This is a genomic window from Streptomyces sp. NPDC001056, from assembly GCF_053598955.1.
The window spans coordinates 39692-56110 of record NZ_JBSFLI010000015.1 but is presented as its reverse complement, the minus strand read 5'-3'; the positions used below and the strand labels follow the sequence as shown (position 1 = coordinate 56110).

The 16419-nt window shown below is 72.6% G+C and carries 19 protein-coding genes; 5 read left to right on the top strand and 14 right to left on the bottom strand.

Annotation, left to right across the window (positions count from 1 at the left end; all coding sequences use genetic code 11):
• Window positions 1-112 precede the first annotated feature (112 nt).
• From ACWDD7_RS19305 to ACWDD7_RS19290, 4 genes are read left to right on the top strand one after another with little or no spacing between them, the layout of a single operon-like run.
• The gene (locus ACWDD7_RS19305; protein WP_351870912.1) at window positions 113-1285 is read left to right on the top strand and encodes a cytochrome P450; all 1173 of its coding nucleotides are present in this window, start codon (window positions 113-115) and stop codon (window positions 1283-1285) included.
• On the top strand, window positions 1282-1470 hold the full coding sequence (locus ACWDD7_RS19300; RefSeq protein ID WP_351870909.1) for a ferredoxin: 189 nt from the start codon (window positions 1282-1284) through the stop codon (window positions 1468-1470). Before ACWDD7_RS19305 ends, ACWDD7_RS19300 begins: the two co-directional genes overlap by 4 nt.
• Window positions 1467-2612 (top strand): NAD(P)/FAD-dependent oxidoreductase, encoded by a 1146-nt coding sequence (locus ACWDD7_RS19295; protein ID WP_450458199.1) that lies wholly within the window; start codon window positions 1467-1469, stop codon window positions 2610-2612. The genes ACWDD7_RS19300 and ACWDD7_RS19295 overlap by 4 nt, the downstream gene beginning before the upstream one ends.
• 10 nt (window positions 2613-2622) lie before the next feature.
• Complete coding sequence (locus tag ACWDD7_RS19290; protein WP_351870903.1) at window positions 2623-3540, top strand: LysR family transcriptional regulator; 918 nt, start codon at window positions 2623-2625, stop codon at window positions 3538-3540.
• 16 nt (window positions 3541-3556) lie between these two features.
• Here the strand turns inward: ACWDD7_RS19290 and ACWDD7_RS19285 are convergent, their stop codons facing one another.
• The 8 genes from ACWDD7_RS19285 to ACWDD7_RS19250 all read right to left on the bottom strand — a co-directional run bounded on the left by ACWDD7_RS19285 (window position 3557) and on the right by ACWDD7_RS19250 (window position 10742).
• On the bottom strand, window positions 3557-4165 hold the full coding sequence (locus ACWDD7_RS19285; RefSeq protein WP_450458198.1) for a TetR/AcrR family transcriptional regulator: 609 nt from the start codon (window positions 4163-4165) through the stop codon (window positions 3557-3559).
• Between the two features lie 125 nt (window positions 4166-4290).
• Complete coding sequence (locus ACWDD7_RS19280) at window positions 4291-4956, bottom strand: 3-oxoacid CoA-transferase subunit B (RefSeq protein WP_450458197.1); 666 nt, start codon at window positions 4954-4956, stop codon at window positions 4291-4293.
• Window positions 4956-5651: a 3-oxoacid CoA-transferase subunit A gene (locus tag ACWDD7_RS19275; protein WP_450458196.1), complete on the bottom strand. Its 696-nt coding sequence runs from the start codon at window positions 5649-5651 to the stop codon at window positions 4956-4958. The genes ACWDD7_RS19280 and ACWDD7_RS19275 overlap by 1 nt, the downstream gene beginning before the upstream one ends.
• Window positions 5648-6841 carry a thiolase family protein gene (locus ACWDD7_RS19270; RefSeq protein ID WP_351870891.1) on the bottom strand — a complete coding sequence of 398 codons (1194 nt, stop codon included), beginning with the start codon at window positions 6839-6841 and terminating at the stop codon, window positions 5648-5650. The genes ACWDD7_RS19275 and ACWDD7_RS19270 overlap by 4 nt, the downstream gene beginning before the upstream one ends.
• Window positions 6838-8112, bottom strand: a complete 1275-nt coding sequence (locus ACWDD7_RS19265; RefSeq protein WP_351870889.1) for an FAD-dependent oxidoreductase — start codon at window positions 8110-8112, stop codon at window positions 6838-6840. The genes ACWDD7_RS19270 and ACWDD7_RS19265 overlap by 4 nt, the downstream gene beginning before the upstream one ends.
• An 11-nt stretch (window positions 8113-8123) precedes the next feature.
• Complete coding sequence (locus ACWDD7_RS19260) at window positions 8124-8759, bottom strand: maleylpyruvate isomerase family mycothiol-dependent enzyme (RefSeq protein ID WP_450458195.1); 636 nt, start codon at window positions 8757-8759, stop codon at window positions 8124-8126.
• Entirely contained in the window at window positions 8756-9580 is an 825-nt protein-coding gene (locus ACWDD7_RS19255) for a fumarylacetoacetate hydrolase family protein (RefSeq protein ID WP_450458194.1), read from the bottom strand. The genes ACWDD7_RS19260 and ACWDD7_RS19255 overlap by 4 nt, the downstream gene beginning before the upstream one ends.
• A 1-nt stretch (window position 9581) precedes the next feature.
• A complete protein-coding gene (locus tag ACWDD7_RS19250; RefSeq protein WP_450458193.1) occupies window positions 9582-10742 on the bottom strand; it encodes a cupin domain-containing protein in 1161 nt (386 codons plus the stop codon).
• A gap of 93 nt (window positions 10743-10835) precedes the next feature.
• Here ACWDD7_RS19250 and ACWDD7_RS19245 point away from each other — a divergent pair, with 93 nt between their 5' ends.
• A complete protein-coding gene (locus tag ACWDD7_RS19245; protein WP_450458192.1) occupies window positions 10836-11612 on the top strand; it encodes an IclR family transcriptional regulator in 777 nt (258 codons plus the stop codon).
• A 58-nt stretch (window positions 11613-11670) separates the two neighbouring features.
• On the opposite strand, the gene ACWDD7_RS19240 is transcribed toward ACWDD7_RS19245, so the two are convergent.
• The 6 genes from ACWDD7_RS19240 to ACWDD7_RS19215 form a co-directional block, all read right to left on the bottom strand.
• Complete coding sequence (locus tag ACWDD7_RS19240) at window positions 11671-11943, bottom strand: hypothetical protein (RefSeq protein ID WP_450458191.1); 273 nt, start codon at window positions 11941-11943, stop codon at window positions 11671-11673.
• Window positions 11944-12022: 79 nt separating this feature from the next.
• On the bottom strand, window positions 12023-12478 hold the full coding sequence (locus ACWDD7_RS19235) for a hypothetical protein (protein ID WP_351876752.1): 456 nt from the start codon (window positions 12476-12478) through the stop codon (window positions 12023-12025).
• Window position 12479: 1 nt separating this feature from the next.
• The gene (locus ACWDD7_RS19230; RefSeq protein ID WP_450458190.1) at window positions 12480-14063 is read right to left on the bottom strand and encodes an acyl-CoA synthetase; all 1584 of its coding nucleotides are present in this window, start codon (window positions 14061-14063) and stop codon (window positions 12480-12482) included.
• A gap of 19 nt (window positions 14064-14082) precedes the next feature.
• The gene (gene hcaB / locus ACWDD7_RS19225; RefSeq protein ID WP_450458189.1) at window positions 14083-14919 is read right to left on the bottom strand and encodes a 3-(cis-5,6-dihydroxycyclohexa-1,3-dien-1-yl)propanoate dehydrogenase; all 837 of its coding nucleotides are present in this window, start codon (window positions 14917-14919) and stop codon (window positions 14083-14085) included.
• Window positions 14916-15776 carry an alpha/beta fold hydrolase gene (locus ACWDD7_RS19220; protein ID WP_351876749.1) on the bottom strand — a complete coding sequence of 287 codons (861 nt, stop codon included), beginning with the start codon at window positions 15774-15776 and terminating at the stop codon, window positions 14916-14918. Before ACWDD7_RS19220 ends, hcaB begins: the two co-directional genes overlap by 4 nt.
• Before the next feature lie 47 nt (window positions 15777-15823).
• Window positions 15824-16396 carry an aromatic-ring-hydroxylating dioxygenase subunit beta gene (locus ACWDD7_RS19215; protein ID WP_351876748.1) on the bottom strand — a complete coding sequence of 191 codons (573 nt, stop codon included), beginning with the start codon at window positions 16394-16396 and terminating at the stop codon, window positions 15824-15826.
• Between the last annotated feature and the right edge of the window lie 23 nt (window positions 16397-16419).

Sequence of the window (16419 nt, the reverse complement as noted above, 5' to 3'; positions counted from 1 at the left end):
GGCCGAAGATCAGAGCACGGAGGCACAGCGGGATGTCGCATGAATGCCGTGCATGTAACGCCATGTAAATCATTCACTTGATGGATGTAAACTCGGCCACTTCACTGGGGCCATGAGCACACCGCCCACCTCAGACGTCGACCTCTTCGCCGACGAGGTCGTCCTGGACCCGTGTCCTGCCCACGCCGAGCTGCGGGACCTGGGCCCCGTCGTCCACCTGCCGAGGAACGACGTCTACGCGCTGACGCGGTACGACGTCATCCGCCGCGCGCTCGCGGACTGGGAGTCGTTCTCCTCGGCGTCGATCGCGTTCAACCCGGCGGCCAACCAGGCGCTGACCGGTACCTCGCTCGCCTCCGACCCGCCGGTGCACACCCGGCTGCGTGCCACGCTCACCGAGAACCTCTCACCGCGCGCCCTGCGCGGCCTGAAGGGCCGGATCGAGGCGAAGGCGGACGCGCTGGTCGCCGATCTCGTCGCGAAGGGGTCCTTCGAGGCCGTCGACGCCCTCGCCCGTGCCTTCCCCCTGGAGGTCGTCGCGGACCTGATCGGCTTCACCGGACGCACACGCGACAACATGCTGCGCTGGGGCCAGGCCGCCATGCAGGTGCTCGGCCCGATGAACCAGCGCACGGCGGAGAGCTTCCCCATCGCCGGGGAACTGTACGCATGGTGCTCCGAGGTCACGGCCGACGACCTGGCCGAGGGTTCCGTGGGCCGGGGCATCTTCGATGCCGAGGCGCGCGGCGCCGTCCCCGAGGGCACGGCCGGCCACATCATCCACCAGTACCTGGGCGCCGGCGTCGACACGACCGTCGCGGCGATCGGCAACGCCGTCGCCCTCTTCGCCGCGCATCCCGACCAGCTCGAACGGGTGCGCCTCGACCCGTCGCGGATACCGGGCGCGTTCAACGAGGTGCTGCGCTTCTGGACGCCCGTCAACGTCTGGGGCCGGCTGGCCACCCGGGACGTCGACATCGAGGGCACCGTCGTCCCGGCGGGCGCACAGATCGCGGTACTGCTCGGCGCCGGCAACCGTGACCCCCGGCACTACGAGGACCCGGACACCTTCCTGGTCGAACGCAACCCGGCCGACCACCTGTCGTTCGGATACGGCCCGCACGGCTGCGCGGGCCAGGGGCTCGCCCGGCTGGAGGCGCACGCCGTGATCGAGGCGCTGTCCCGGCGCGTCGAGCGCCTCGTCGTCGGACCCGAGGTCCGTGTTCCCAGCAACATCACCCGGAGCATCGAAGAGCTCCCCGTCCTGGAGGTGATCCCCGTATGAGGATCGTTCTCGACCGCGCCCGCTGCGAGGGCCACGGTCTGTGCGAAGAGGCCGCCCCGCAGCTCATGCACCTCGACGACGAGGGCGAACTGGTCCTCGACCGCGAGGAGGTCGACGGAGCCGACACCGCCGCCGCGAACGCCGCCGCCCGGATGTGCCCGGTCGCCGCACTGAGGCTCGGATGAGCACCGGCACCCTGGAACGCGTGGTCGTCGTCGGCAACGGGATCGCCGGGCTCACCGCCGCCGACACGCTCCGCGAGGCCGGGTTCGACGGCGAACTGACCGTGGTCGGCGACGAGCCGCACCCGGCGTACAGCCGCCCCGCCCTGTCGAAGGCGCTGCTGCTCGACGGCGCCGACGTCTCCTCGCACACGCTCCCGCCGGCCGGCCACGGGGCGACCGAGCTCCTGGGCGTGCGCGCGAGCGGGCTCGACCTCGACCTGCGGATCGTCACGCTCGACGACGGCACCGCGCTGCCGTACGACCGCGTCGTCCTCGCCACGGGCTCCCGGGCGCGGCGGCTGTCCGAGCTGCCCGACGAGATCACCCTGCGCGGACTCGACGACGCGCTGACGCTGCGCCGCCGCCTGGCGGGCCGGCCCTCGGTACTCGTCGTCGGCGGCGGCCCGCTGGGCATGGAGATCGCCTCGGGATGCCTGGCCGCCGGCTGCCCGGTCACCCTCGTCTCCCAGGGGATGCCGCTGGCCGCGCAGCTCGGTCCGCACCTCGCCGGTGTCTTCACCGCCGCCGCGCGGGACCGGGGACTCACCCTCGTCGAGACCGGCGGGGCCCGGGTCGAGGGGCGGCCGGGCGACGCCCGGGTCGTGCTGGAGGAGGGCGCGGTCCTGACCGCGGAACTCCTGCTCACGGCCGTCGGCGACGTGCCCAACACGGAGTGGCTCGCCGGCACCGGTCTCGTCGCGAACGGCGCCGTACCGGTCGACGCGCGGGGCCTGGCCCGCCCCGACGTGGCGGCGGCCGGTGACCTCGCGGCCCTCCCCACCGCGCAGGGCCCGCGCCGCATCCCCCTGTGGAGCAGTGCCGTCGAGCAGGCGAAGGCGGCCGCCCGGGCGCTCGTCCACGGCACGGGCGCACCGCCGCTCACCTTCCAGCCGTACTTCTGGACCGAGCAGTTCGGACTGACCCTCAAGGCGGTGGGGCACCTTCCGGCGGCCGGGGAACCGGCGTACGCCGACGGAGCGCCCGGCGGCGGACCGGCGTTGCTGACCTGGTCGCAGGAGGACGGCACCACCACCACCGCCGCGGCGCTCGACCACCGCATCCCCATTCCCCGGCTGCGTCGCATGACCGGGGCGGCGACGTAGGGTTCGCTCCATGAGCGACGACGGTGAGAGCACCCCGGTTTCGGGGCTGGACCGGCTGGCGTCGGTCAATCTCAACCTGCTGGTACCCCTTCTCGCGCTCCTTGAGGAGCGTTCGGTGACCAGGGCGGCGGAACGGGTCGGGCTGTCGCAGCCGGCCATGAGCCACGCCCTGACCAGGATGCGGCGCCTGCTGGGCGACGAGCTCGTCGTCCGGCAGGGCAGCGGCGTCACGCTCACCCCGCGGGCGCTGGAGCTGATCGCGCCGCTGCGCAGCGCGCTCCAGCAGACGGCGCAGATCGTCGAGTTCCCCTGCTTCGACCCCGCCACGGACGAACGGGTCATCACGGTCGCCATGACGAACAGCACGGCGTTCGTCATCGGCCCCCGGCTGACGCGGCTCGTCGCCGAGCGCGCGCCGCGCGCCACGCTGCGCGTGCGGACGATCGCGGTGCCGACCGAGGCCACCTTCACCGAGGGCGGCGTCGACGTGGTACTGATCTCCGAGGGGCACTTCTCGCCCCACCCGCGCGAGCGGTTGTACGACGACCGCTGCGTGGTGGTCGCCTCCCCGGAGACCCCGCCGCAGGCGAGTGCGCTCGAACTGCTCACCACCGAGCGGCACATCGTGGTCGACACCGAACGGCGGGTCTTCCCGTACTCGGTGCTGGAGGACAAGCAGATCCCCTACCGGGTCGGCCAGTGGATCTCCGACTTCCTGCTGGTGCCGTTCCTCGTCGCCCGCGCGGGCGGCGTCGCGCTCCTGCGGTACCGGGTCGCCGCCACCATGCGGACGCTCGCCGACGTGCGGATCGAGGAGTTCCCGTTCCCGCTGCCCGGGCTCGGCATCGACATGGTGTGGAACCCGCGTCTGTCCGACCGGTCCTTCGTGGCCTGGCTGCGGGCGCTGCTGTTCGAGGCCGCGGCCTGACCTCGGGCGGCGGCGGTCAGTTGAGCAACCGCACCCAGCTGGCGCCGAGTTCGTCGAGCATCTGCTCGCGGGTGAGCTTCCAGTCGGCGCCGTCCCAGTGCTGGGCGACGTAGTCCAGCTCGGCCATGGCCAGCACGCCCCGGAAGCGGCGCTGATGAGGTGCGAAGCGCCCGGCCGCCGTCAGTCCGTCCTCGATGTCCCTGATGGCCTCCTCCAGCCATCGCTCCACCAGGTCGGCGAGTTCCGGGTCGATCGCCGCGGCGTCCCGGCCCACCCGGATGATCGGCCGGATCGCCGGCCAGCTGTCGGCGGTGTGCCGCAACCAGGCGCCGATCGCCTCCGGCGTCCCGTCGGCCACGGTCGCGACCAGGCTCTGGGCGGTGGAGCCGTGCTCGGGCGAACTGACCCGTTGCAGGGCCTCGTTGAGCCGCTCGTCGATGAGCGCCTTCATCAGCTCGCTGCGGGAGGGGAAGTAGGCGTAGAACGTCACCCGGGTGGTGCCCGCCGCGGTCGCGATGTCGTCGACCGTGGTGGCGGCGTATCCCTTCGTCGTGAACAGCTCAAGTCCCGACTCCAGCAGCAAGCGGCGCGTCATCTGCTTCTGCGCCTGTCGAAGGTTCGCCATGCCGGGATCCTAACGCGCCGCCGCATCGCGGCCGTACACACCGATTCCGCGCCGCACGCGCCGCACAGTTCCCTGACCGACCGTAAAGCGGGCGGTGCCGCGGACCGCGCGGCACCGCCCGTGGGTCAGTCGAGGAGGTCGACGCCGAGCCGCCCCCGCAGCTCGGCCACCGTGATGCCGTACGTCTCCCGCACGCGGACCCCGTCCGGGCCGGGCTCGAAGACACCGTGGTCGGTGTAGACCAGGCTCACGCAGCCGGTACCGGTCAGGGGGTACGTGCACGCGGACACCAGCTTGGGCGCGCCGTCCCGGGTGAACAGCCTCATCATCACCAGCACCCGCCGCGCCCCGACGGCCAGGTCCATCGCGCCTCCCACGGCCGGGACGGCGTCCGGGTCGCCGGTGTGCCAGTTGGCCAGGTCGCCGTGGTGGGAGACCTGGAACGCCCCGAGGACGCACACGTCCAGGTGACCGCCGCGCATCATCGCGAAGGAGTCCGCGTGGTGAAAGTAGGACGCCCCCGGCAGCTCGGTGACCGGCACCTTCCCGGCGTTGGTGAGATCGGGGTCCACCTCGTCGCCCACCGCGGCCGGCCCCATGCCGAGCATGCCGTTCTCGGTGTGGAGCACGATCCCGGCGTCGGCCGGCAGATGCTCGGCGATCCGGGTCGGCTGCCCGATGCCGAGATTGACGTAGGAGCCGGGCGGGATGTCGCGGGCGACGCGGGCCGCCAGCTCCTCGGTGGTGAGCGGCGGCCGGCCGGTGTGCTCCACCGGTGCTGCGATCGTCATCAGCGGGCTCCTCGGACGGTGAGCCGGCGGGCTTGCGCCCGCACCAGGCGGTCGACGTAGATACCCGGGGTGACCACGGTCTCCGGGTCGATCTCCCCCGCCGGCACGATCTCCGTGACCTGGGCGACGACCAGCCGCGCCGCGGTGGCCATCACGGGCCCGAAGTTCCGTGCGGTCTTGCGGTAGACGAGGTTGCCCACGGTGTCGGCCCGATGCGCGGAGACCAGGGCCACGTCCCCCTTGATCGGGTGCTCCAGGACGTGGACGCGCCCGTCGATCCGCCGTGTCTCCTTGCCCTCGGCGAGCGGCGTGCCCACGCCGACGGGGCTGTAGAAGGCGCCGATGCCCGCACCGGCGGCCCGCATCCGCTCCGCCAGGGTGCCCTGCGGCACCACCTCCAGCTCCACCCGGCCCGCCCGGTACAGGTCGTCGAAGACGTAGGAGTCGCTCTGCCGGGGGAAGGAGCAGATCACCTTGCGCACCCGGCCTGCCTTGAGCAGCGCGGCCAGGCCCACGTCCCCGTTGCCGGCGTTGTTGGACACCACGGTCAGCTCACCGGCGCCCTGCCGGATGAGGGCGTCGATCAGATCGAACGGCATCCCCGCCAGACCGAAACCGCCCACCAGGACGGTGGAACCGTCCGCGATGCCGGCGACGGCCTCGTCGGGTGTCGCGGCGACGGTGGTCGCGCTCATCCTGCGCTCACCTCCCCGGCGACGTTCTCCAGTACGACGGCGAGGGCCTGGCCCACACCGATGCAGATGGCCGCGACCCCCCAGCGCCTGCGCCGCTCGCGCAGCACCTTCGCCAGGGTGCCGAGCAGCCGGCCGCCGGAGGCGCCCAGCGGATGGCCGATGGCGAGGGCGCCGCCCCGGGTGTTGACGATCTCCGGGTCGATGCCCCAGGCGTCGACGCAGGCGAGCGACTGCACCGCGAACGCCTCGTTCAGCTCGACCGCGCCCACGTCGTCCCAGCCGATGCCGGCCCGGCGCAGCGCCTTCCGCGCGGCCTCGACGGGCGCGTAGCCGAACATCTGCGGCTCGACAGCGTGCACGCCGCGCCCGGCGACGCGCGCGACGGGGTCCAGACCGATCCGGTCGGCGGCGGCCGCGGTGCCCATCAGCAGCGCCGACGCCCCGTCGCTGAGCGGGGAGGCGTTGCCGGCGGTGATCGTCCCGTCCGGGCGGAACGACGGCTTGAGGGCGGCCAGTTGGCCGGGATCGGTGTCGGGGCGGATGCCCTCGTCGCGGGCGAGCCCCGGGACGGTCGTGACGAGGTCGTCGTAGAAGCCCTCGTCCCAGGCGCGCGCGGCGAGCCGGTGGGAGCGCACCGCGAACGCGTCCTGCCGCTCGCGGGAGATGGAGAACCTGTCCCGCAGCAGTTCGTTGCACTCCCCCAGCGAGACCGTCCACTCCTTCGGCATCGCCGGGTTGACAAGACGCCAGCCCAGCGTGGTGGAGACGGCCCTGGCATCACCGGCGGGAAAGGCCCGTTCCGGCTTGGGCAGCACCCAGGGTGCCCGGGTCATGGACTCCACACCGCCGGCGACGACGACGTCCGCGTCACCGGACTCCAGGGTGCGCGCGGCGTTGATCGCCGCGTCCAGGCCGGAGCCGCACAGCCGGTTGACCGTCGTGGCGGGCACGCTCGTCGGCAGCCCGGCCAGCAGGACGGCCATCCGGCCGACGTTGCGGTTGTCCTCGCCGGCGCCGTTGGCGTTGCCCCACACCACGTCGCCGATCTCGGCCCGGTCGAGGCCGGGCGCCCGGTCCAGCAGGCCGCGCAGCGCGGTCGCCGCGAGATCGTCGGGACGTACCCCGGCGAGGGCTCCGGCGAAGCGGCCGAACGGGGTGCGGACGGCCGCGTACAGGTAGGCGTCGTTCACGCTGCGCTGCCTTCCACGACGGGAGGCGGGACCTCGGCGTCCGCCGCGGACAGCGGGATCGGGCGGAACATGGGCGGTTCCTCGTCCGGCGTCAGCGCGGTCGGGCCGTACAGCCAGTCGACGAACGAGTAGTCGTAGGTGTCGCGGGCCCGCAGGAGTATGTTGCGCTGCTCGCGGGGGACGCCGTCGAGGTGCCACAGTTCGCCCCAGGCGCGGGAGGTGCTCAGCACGCGCCGGCAGTGCTCCGGGCGGACCGCCTCGTAGGCGGCGAGGGCGGTGTCCCAGTCGACGGTGCCGTCCGCGGTCCGGTTGCGGGCGACGTGCTCGCCCAGCACCCAGCCGTCCTCGATCGCCATGACCGCGCCCTGCGCGATGTACTGCAGCGGCGGGTGCGCGGAGTCGCCGAGCAGCGCGATCCGGCCGCGCACCCAGGTCATGACGGGGTCGCGGTCGAACATCCGCCACCACTTGTCCCGCCACATGAACGGCAGTCCGTCCTGGACGAAGTCGCAGGTCCTGGCGAAGGCGGCGTCGAGTTCGTCGGGCGTGCCCCAGTCCTCCTGACCGGCCAGGGCCTTGGGCGACTCGAAGACGGCGACCTGGTTGAGCAGTTCGCCGCCGCGCAGGCCGTAGTGCACGAAGTGGCAGGAGGGGCCGACGTACACCACGACCTCGCCGAGGTCGGTGGACCGCACCCGCGGCAGTTCGGCGGGCACGGTGCCGCGGTAGGCGACGTACGCCGAGGAGACGGGCTCGTCGTCCACGAGCAGCTTGCGGGCCGGGGAGTGCAGTCCGTCGGCCGCGATGACGACGCCGGCCTCGTGCGTCTCGCCGGAGGCGAGGGTCACGCGAGCGCCGTCGCCGGTGTTCTCGTACGAGGTGGCCTGCGCGTCGGTGATCAGCTCGACGCCGGCGCGCTCGCAGGCGCGCAGCAGCAGGCCGTGCAGGTCGCTGCGGTGGATGACCAGGTACGGGTAGCCGTAGCGCCGCTCCAGGTCGCGCAGGTCGAGCCGGGTCAGCTCGGATCCGTCGACGGCGTCGCGCATGACCATGGAGTCGGGGACGACGCCGAGGCTCTTGGCCTCGTCGAGCAGGCCGTAGTCGTCGAGGATGCGGGTGCAGTTGGGCGCGAGCTGGATGCCGGCGCCGACCTCGCCGAAGGCCGGGGCGCGCTCCAGCAGGCGGACGCGCAGGCCCTGGCGGGTCAGCGAGAACGCGGCGCCGAGGCCGCCGAGGCCGCCGCCGACGACGATGACATCAGGATGGGACATGACTGGACTCCTCAGAGCCACGGGCCGAGCTCGGGAGCGTCGGCGAGCGAGTGCGGGCGGCCGGTCAGCCAGGCCGCGACCTCCGGCAGCGGCCCGTCGGGCAGCTCGGTCAGGGCGCGCTTGTCACGGACCTCGCCGACCAGCGCGGTCAGGAAGCCGTCCGGCAGGTCGGCGAAGGTGACGCCGGTGCCGAGGTCGGCGGCGTGGACGCACACCTCGCGGGCGCGCATCCAGGGGAGTTCGGTGGCGGGGACCGTACGGCCCTGGGCGGTGACGACCTCGTTGCGCCACTGCTCGTCGGTGAGCGCGTCGAGTCCCTCGGCGAGCCGTCGCGCGGAGCCGGTCAGCCAGGAACGCAGCTCGTCGGCCGAGAGGGCGGGGCCCTTGGCGATGCCGGCGGCGCGCTCCTCGGCGGAGGCGTACATCGGCGTCTCCTCGCCGGTGGCCGCCCAGTGGACGAGGTTGCACAGGGCGTCCGCGTTCGCGGCGACATGTGCGGCGAGGTGCTTGCGGGTCCAGCCGGGCAGCAGACTGTCGGCAAAGAAGCCGGCCTCGTCGAGGTCCGCGACGGCGGCGAGCACCAGCCTCGTGCCCGCGCCGGCCCAGGCACGCGCGTCGGCGAGGGTCCGGGGGGTGGCCCGCGTCATGCCTCGACCACCTTGTTCGTGCAGGTGCCGAGGCCGGAGATCTCGGTGACCACGGTGTTGCCGGGGCGCAGGAAGACCTTCGGGTCACGGGCGTTGCCCACGCCGGCCGGGGTGCCGGTGGCGATGATGTCGCCGGGGCGCAGGGTGACGATGGTGGAGATGTAGCGCACCAGGAACACCGGGTCGAACAGCAGCGTGCCGGTGTCGTCCCGCTGCATGACCTGGCCGTCGACGACCGTGCGCACCGCGAGCGCGGGGCGGACGCCGCCGACCTCGTCGGGGGTGACGACGTAGGGTCCGACCGGGGTGGAGGCTTCCCAGATCTTGCCCTGGGTCCACTCGATGGTGCGGAACTGCCAGTCGCGCGCCGAGATGTCGTTCATGACGGTGAAGCCGGCGATGGCGTCGGCGGCCTGCCGCTCGTCGGCGCGGCGTACCGCCCTGCCGATCACGACCGCCAGTTCGACCTCCCAGTCGAGCGCGTCGGTCTCGGCCGGCTTGGCGATGTCGTCGTGGGCACCGAGCAGGGTGTCGGCGAACTTCGGGAAGAGGGTCGGGTAGTCCGGCAGGTTCCGGCCCATCTCCTTGATGTGGTTGGTGTAGTTGTGTCCGACGCAGATGATCTTGGACGGGTTGGGCACGACCGGCGCGAAGTCGGCGCCCTCGACGGGGTGGCGGGCGCCGGAGGCGGCGGCCCTGGTGCGCCAGTCGGCCTCGGCGAACAGCTCGCCCAGGTCGGCGTACCCGAGGTCGACCAGGTGGTCGCCGTCGAGACGGACCGCCCGGGTGCCGTCGGCGGTGCGGATGGTGGCGAGCTTCATGTCAGGCGTCCTTCTGGGTGCGGTCGAGCCGGAGCGCCTCGAAGACGGGCGCGTCGGAGAAGCGGAAGAGGTCGAGGCCGCCCGCGTCGGAGTCGGTCGTGCCGGCCTCGGACCTGGCTGCGAACGGCTCCCAGGACGGGACGACGAAGAGGTCGCCGCGGGTGACCGTCCAGGAGGTGTCGCCGACGGTCACCACACCGGAGCCGTCGAAGACCTGGTACACGGACGAGCCGGTCTCGCGCACCGGCGCGGTCTCGGCGCCGCGGGCGACGCGGTGGAACTCGGCGCGGACGGTCGGCAGGACGTCGGAGCCGTCGTGCGGGTTGGCGTAGCGCACCGCGGCGTGGCCGGGTTCCACGGTGCCGCCGAAGCCCTCCTTCTCCAGCAGGAGTTGGTCGCGCAGAGCCGCGTCGGTGTACTCCCACTTGTAGGACAGCAGGGGGCTGCCGGGCGTGGTCGGGGTGGCCGCCAGCGGGCGCAGGCCGGGGTGGCCCCACAGGCGCTCGGAGCGCGAGCGCCTCGGGGTGGCGCGCTCGGCGTCGCTGATCTCGTCGCGGCCGAACTCGAAGAACTGCGCCTCGGTGACGTACTGGAACGGGATGTCCAGACCGTCGATCCACGCCATCGGTTCGCAGGTGGCGTTGTGGTGGGCGTGCCAGTTCCAGCCGGCCTGCGGAAGGAAGTCGCCCCGGTTCATGGGCACCGGGTCGCCGCCGACGACGGTCCACACGCCCGAGCCCTCGACCACGAAGCGGAAGGCGTGCTGGGTGTGCCGGTGCTCGGGGGCGTCCTCACCGGGCATGAGGTACTGGATGGCCGCCCACAGCGTCGGCGTGGCGAAGGGACGGCCGGCGAGGGAGGGGTTGGCCAGCGCGATGGCGCGGCGCTCGCCGCCGCGGCCGACCGGAACCAGGTCGCCCGCCTGGGCCGCCAGTTCCCGCAGCCGCTCCCAGCGCCACAGGTGGGGCACGGCGCGCGAGCGCGGGTGGGCCGGCATCAGGTCGCCGATCTCGGTCCACAGCGGGACGAGCAGTTCCCGCTCGAAGCCCCGGTAGAGCTCTTCGAGCGCCGGGGTGACCTCGGGCTGCCCCTGTGCGGCGACAGCCTGGAGCCGGACCGGGGAACCCGTGGCGGTGTCTTGGGCTAGGGAGGTCTCAGTCACGGCCACCAGCGTGCTCCGTGTCTGATGAGAGAACATGGAGATTCTGGAGAGCAGAATCAGCACCACGCCGGGGCAGAATCAGGGGACCGTGCCATGGACAAGCCGTTGAAGACACCACCGCCCTACCCGATCGCCAGCGTGGACCACGCGCTGCGGGCCGCGAGCATCCTCCAGATGGAGGGCGGCGCGACCGTCTCGCAGATCGCCGAGCGCCTCGGCGTCGCCCGCTCCACCGCCCACCGGATCCTCGCGATGCTGGTCTACCGGGACTTCGCCGTGCGGGACGACGACCGCCGCTACCGCGCGGGACCGGTGCTGGAGCTCGCCGCACACTCCCAGTCCCTGGTCTCGCGGCTGCGCGCGACGGCCCTGCCGCACCTGCAACGGGTCGTCGGCCTGCTGGACGAGACCGCGAACCTGATCGTGCGCACCGGGGACACGGCCCGGTTCATCGCCAGCGTCGAGTGCGGGCAGGCCCTGCGGGTCGGCTCCCGGGAGGGCATGGTGTTCCCGGCGCACCGCACCACGGCGGGGCTGCTCCTGCTCGCCGACCTCTCCGACGAGGAGCTGGAGGAGGTGTACGCCCCCGAGCGCTACCGCGACCGTCCGGCCGACCGGCCCGATCTCGGCCGCCTGCGCACGGAACTGGAACGGCTGCGGCGCAACGGGTTCGTCGTCAACAAGGAACGGTCCGAGCGGGGTCTGATCGCCATCGGCGTACCGGTGCGCGACCGGGACGGCACCACGCTGGCCGGCCTGTCGGTCTCGATGCCCAGCGTGCGCTACGACCCGCACCGACTCCAGTCCCTGGTCAAGGACTTGGGCGCCGCGGCACACGCCCTGGAGGACGACCTGGCCCGGCAACGCTGATCCGCCCGCCGCCCCCGGCGGGCCTGGAGACCGGTCGCCGGGGTCGGACAGCGCGGCGTCAGGAGAGCAGGCCCGCGGGGATGGACTCGCCGAGCGGCACGGCCTGCGCGAGCCGCGGGCCGTACCCGGCGGACGAGTCGGCGACCATGTGGTTCATGTGCGCACGGCCGTCCCGCCGCACCCGTTCGATGATCCGGTCGATCTCCGCGGCCTCCGCCGCCTCCGCCGCCTCCGCCTCGGCGAGGGCAGCCCGCCCTTGGAGCGGAAGCGGTGACCGCTGTGGGCACTGGGCGACGATCGAGCACGCCGAGGGGTTCAACCGGCTGGTCATCGACTTCGTCCGGGGGAATCTCGGCGAGAACCGACACACGGCGGGAACGCGGGTGGCCGCGGCCACCCGCGTTCCGGGGTCACGCTCCCGGAACCCGGTCCAGTCCGGGATCGATCCGAGTGGCCCAGGCCGGCTCCCACGTCAGCAGCGTGTGTTCGACCTCGTCCAGGTCGATGTCGACGACCCGCCGGAAGCCGGCCGACTCCGCGGCGGCGATGCGCCCCGGGTCGTCGACGGGCACCGCGAAGACGACACGCCGGCTGAGGGGGTCCGCGTCGGCGAGCGCCTCGCGGAGTTCGGCCAGCAGGTCCGCCAGGGCACCTGCCGCGCATGGTCCGACACGCACCTCCAGGTCGCGCAGGCCCACGGGGTACGCGTCTCGCAGCCGGCCCCAGGCGCAGCGTTCCACCCGGGCCTCGACGGCCCCGCCCTCACCGTCCGCGCGCAGGTCCCGGAAACGGCGACCATGGCTTCCGGTCCCTGCCCGCCAGGACGGGCCCAGGCGGACGTCGGGCAGCGGCGGTACCTGGAGCACGTCAGTCCTCCTCGGCCGCGACACACCGGATGGCCGGCTTGTCGAGCTTTCCGGAGCCGTTGCGCGGCACGTCCTCGACGACCTTGAGCCGACGCGGCAGCTTGTAGCGGGCCAGGTGCCGGGCGGCGTGCTCGCGCACGGCGTCGAGGGTGAGACGGGTGCCCTCGGCGACCGAGACGACCGCGGCCACGGTCTCCCCCCACTGCGGGTCGGGGACACCGACGACGGCGACGTCGAGGACGCCCGGCATGGTGGCGAGCGCGTGTTCGACCTCGGCCGGATACACGTTCTCCCCGCCACTGATGATCATGTCCTTGAGCCGGTCGACGACATACAGGTAGCCGTCGTCGTCGAGGTAGCCGATGTCCCCGGAGTGGAACCACCCCTCGGCGTCGTAGCCGGCCTCGGTCGCCTCGGGGTTGTTCCAGTAGCCGGCCGCCACGTTCGGGCCGCGGACGACGATCTCGCCGCGCGTGCCGGCCTCGACGGGCTGCCCGGTGAGGGCGTCGACCACGCGGACCTGGGTGTAGGGCATGGGGATGCCCGCCGAGCCGATCTTGTCGAGGGTGCGCTCGGCCGGAAGGTGAGTGGCGAACGGCGCGGTCTCGGTCAGGCCCCATGCCTGCTGGAGCAGCAGGCCCCGGTCGGCGTAGCTCCGGACCAGCGAGGGCGGGACCGGGGCACCGGCGACGACGACCGCGCGCAGGGAACCGAGGTCGTTGTCGAAAAGGCCGGGCACCCGGGCGAGCGCGGCGAACATCTGGGGTACGCCGAACATGGAGTTGACCTTCAGGCGCACCAGGTCGTCGGCACACTGCTGGGGGTCGAAGCTCCTGCGTACGACCGCGGTACCGCCCCGGGTGAGGATGCGCAGCGCGAAGCTGTTGAGCGCGCCGATGTGGAACAGCGGTGCCGCCGCGTAGGTGACGTCGCCCCGCCGGGTGTCCAGACGGAGTTCCACGTTGACGGAGTTCCACCAGGCGTTGCCGTGGGTCAGCACGACGCCCTTGGGCATGCCCGTCGTGCCCGAGGTGAACATCAGGACGGCCGGGTCATCCGCCTGCTTGGCCACGATGGTGGGGGTGGGCTCGGCCCCGGCGACGAGCGACGACCAGGGTTCCCAGCCCGCCGCCGGTGAGGCAGGCGCCTCGGGGTCGTCGTCGACGAGCAGGAACCGGCTGAGGGCGGTGCCGGCCTTGACCCGGTCGACGCCCGCCCGGTGGTCCTCCTCGCAGACGATGGCCTTGGCTCCGCTGCTCTCCAGCACCTGGGCGAGTTCGGGGTCGGCGAGGCGGAAGTTCACCGGGACGAACAGCGCGCCCAGGCGGAAGGCGGCCAGCATGGTGACGAAGAAGGCGGCGCTGTTCATGCCGAGATAGGCGACGCGGTCGCCGTCGCGGACACCGCCGGTGGCCAGGACTGTGGCCAGGCGAGCGGATCTGTCGTCGAGCTGCCGGAAGGTCAGGTCGCCTCCCGGGTAGTCGATGACGACGGTGTCGCCGTGGTACCGGGCGTTGCGGGCGACGGCCGCGGCCGGGTTCAGGTCGACCGCACGGCCGGAGTTGTGCGGGTGGGGCGTGGTCACGGTGGGCTCCTCGTCGAGCTCAGAGGTGGTCGCCGCCTGCGGCGGTGGCGAAGCCGCGGACACCGATGCCGCCGTCGACGGAGATCGCCTGGCCCGTGATGGGGCCGCTCTGATCGCGTGCGGCCAGCAGGACGTACGAACCGGTGAAGTCGCGCGGGTCGGTGCTTGAGTCGTGCAGGGGGATGGGCGGGGGCGGGGCGTCCGGGGACCTCTTCGCGAACGACGCCGACAGGGAGCGCCCCGAGAGGTCGAGGGCCCGGGGGCCGCGCAGGTCGGTGTTCATGCCTCCGCAGGCGACGCCGTTGACGCGGACCTTGGGGGCCAGTTCGTAGGCGAGTTCGCGCATCAGGCCGAGACAGGCGTGCTTGCTGGCGGTGTAGAGGGGGCCGCCGCCGTTGACGTAGAAGGAGGCGTTGGACAGCGTCATGACGATGCTGCCGCGGGTCTTGACCAGTTCGGGCCAGGCCGCTTCGGCCGCCAGCAGGTAGCCCTTGACGTTGATGGAGAAGATCTCGTCGAAGGCGGTGTCGAGTTCCTTCGCCGTCAGGCGGGTGAGCTGGCGCTGGTAGTCCCAGACACCCGCGTTGGCGACGAGGGTGTCGAGCTTGCCGAAGCGTTCCACGGTGGCGGCTACGGCCCGGTGCAGCGCCTCGGGGTCGCGCACGTCGGCGGTGACGGTGTGGAGCCGCTCGGGGGCGTCGGCGGCCTGGGCGACCTCGTCCAGGCGCTCCTTGTCCCGGCCGACGATGGTGACGGACGCCCCCTCGGCCAGGAAACGCTCGGCGACGGCGCGTCCGATGCCGGAGCCGCCGCCGGTGATCAGCGCGGAGTACCCCTCCAGCCAGCCGCGGCTCATGACGCCTCCTCGGTGAGGAATCCGGTGACGAGCCGCTCGAACTCGTGCCGGCGTTCCAGCTGCACCCAGTGGCCGCAACGGCCGAAGACGTGGAGTTGTACGTCCCGGATCTGCTTGAGCATCAGCTGGGCGCCGTCGAGCGTGATGGTGCGGTCGTCGCGGCCCCACAGCAGCAGAGTGGGTGCCTTGATCTTGTGCAGGTCGCGCCAGAGCGGGTCCATCCCGCCGCGCTTGGCGAAGGCCGCGTTGGAGAGGTGGTAGAAGGCGATGTGGCTCTCGTCGAGGGAGGCCTCGTAACGGGCCTTGACGACGTCGGCACCGAACTGCTTGTGGTCGAAGACCATGGTGCGGATGAAGGCGCCCATCTTCTTCTCGCTGGGGCCCGTGCCGTTGTAGTAGCGGAACATCTCCTTCTGCCCCTCCGTCGGCGTCGGGCCGAAGGGCAGCCAGCCGCCGCCGGGGGCCATCAGCACCAGGCGGGTGACGCGGTCGGGGCGCTGCTGTGCCATGGCGATGGCGGCGGCGCCGCCGAGGCTGTTGCCGAGGAGGTGGAAGGTGTCGACGCCGAGGGAGTCCAGCGCCTGGAAGAGGGCGTCCGCGGTGATCTCCGTGATGGACCGCTCGTCGAGGTCCTTCTCGGTGGGGCGATAGCTGTCGCCGAAGCCGGGCTGGTCCGGCAGCAGGACACGGAAGTGCCGCGCGAGCTCCGGCAGGTTCTGGTGGTAGTTGCTGACGCCGGAGGCGCCGGGGCCGCCGCCGTGCAGCATGACGAGCACCGGGCCGTGCCCGGTCTCCGCGACGGCGATCTCGCCGAGCGAGGTGGCCACGCGGTGGTGCTTGAGGTGGAGGTCGGTCACAGAAGTTCCCATCGGCAGTGGAGAGCGGCGGGCTGGAGGGGAGGGGGCTAGAAGAAGGTGGAGATGTTCTTCGCCTGGAGGGTGCTCTGGTCCAGGAGGATGGTGCGGCGGGCCACGCGCAGTCCGTCCGGTGTACGACGCAGGATGTCGGTGCGGCCGCCGGCGAAGACGTTCTCCTCGCGCTCCAGACGGTTGCGGTAGACCAGGAAGGCGGAGCGCACCAGGAGGTCGTCCTCGGTGAAGCCCGCGTTCTCCTGCGGGTCGATGTGCCGGACCAGCACGTTGGTCACCAGGTGCCGGGTGCGCGACGGCGGGTCCTCGGCCCAGGCCATGCCGGAGTCGAAGCGGCGGACGCGCCAGGCCAGGCTCTCCCTCGTCTCGTCGTAGAAGGCGGCCTCGCCGCGTGCCGCGACGGAGAGAGCCTGCTGCCGGCGCAGCCGGTCGGTACGGGTCGGCATCCAGTAGTCGAGGTCGTCGGCGAGCAGGTCGAGCCAGTCGGTGTAACGGCCGGCGTCGAGGAGGTCGGCCTCCTCGTAGTAGAACTGCTCGACCTCGAAGTGGGTGTCGCGGTCGGCCCGCGCGCCCGCGCGGGACCTGGTGGGTTCGGTACTGGTGCTCACGGGGTCCTTCGATCCCTTCTGCG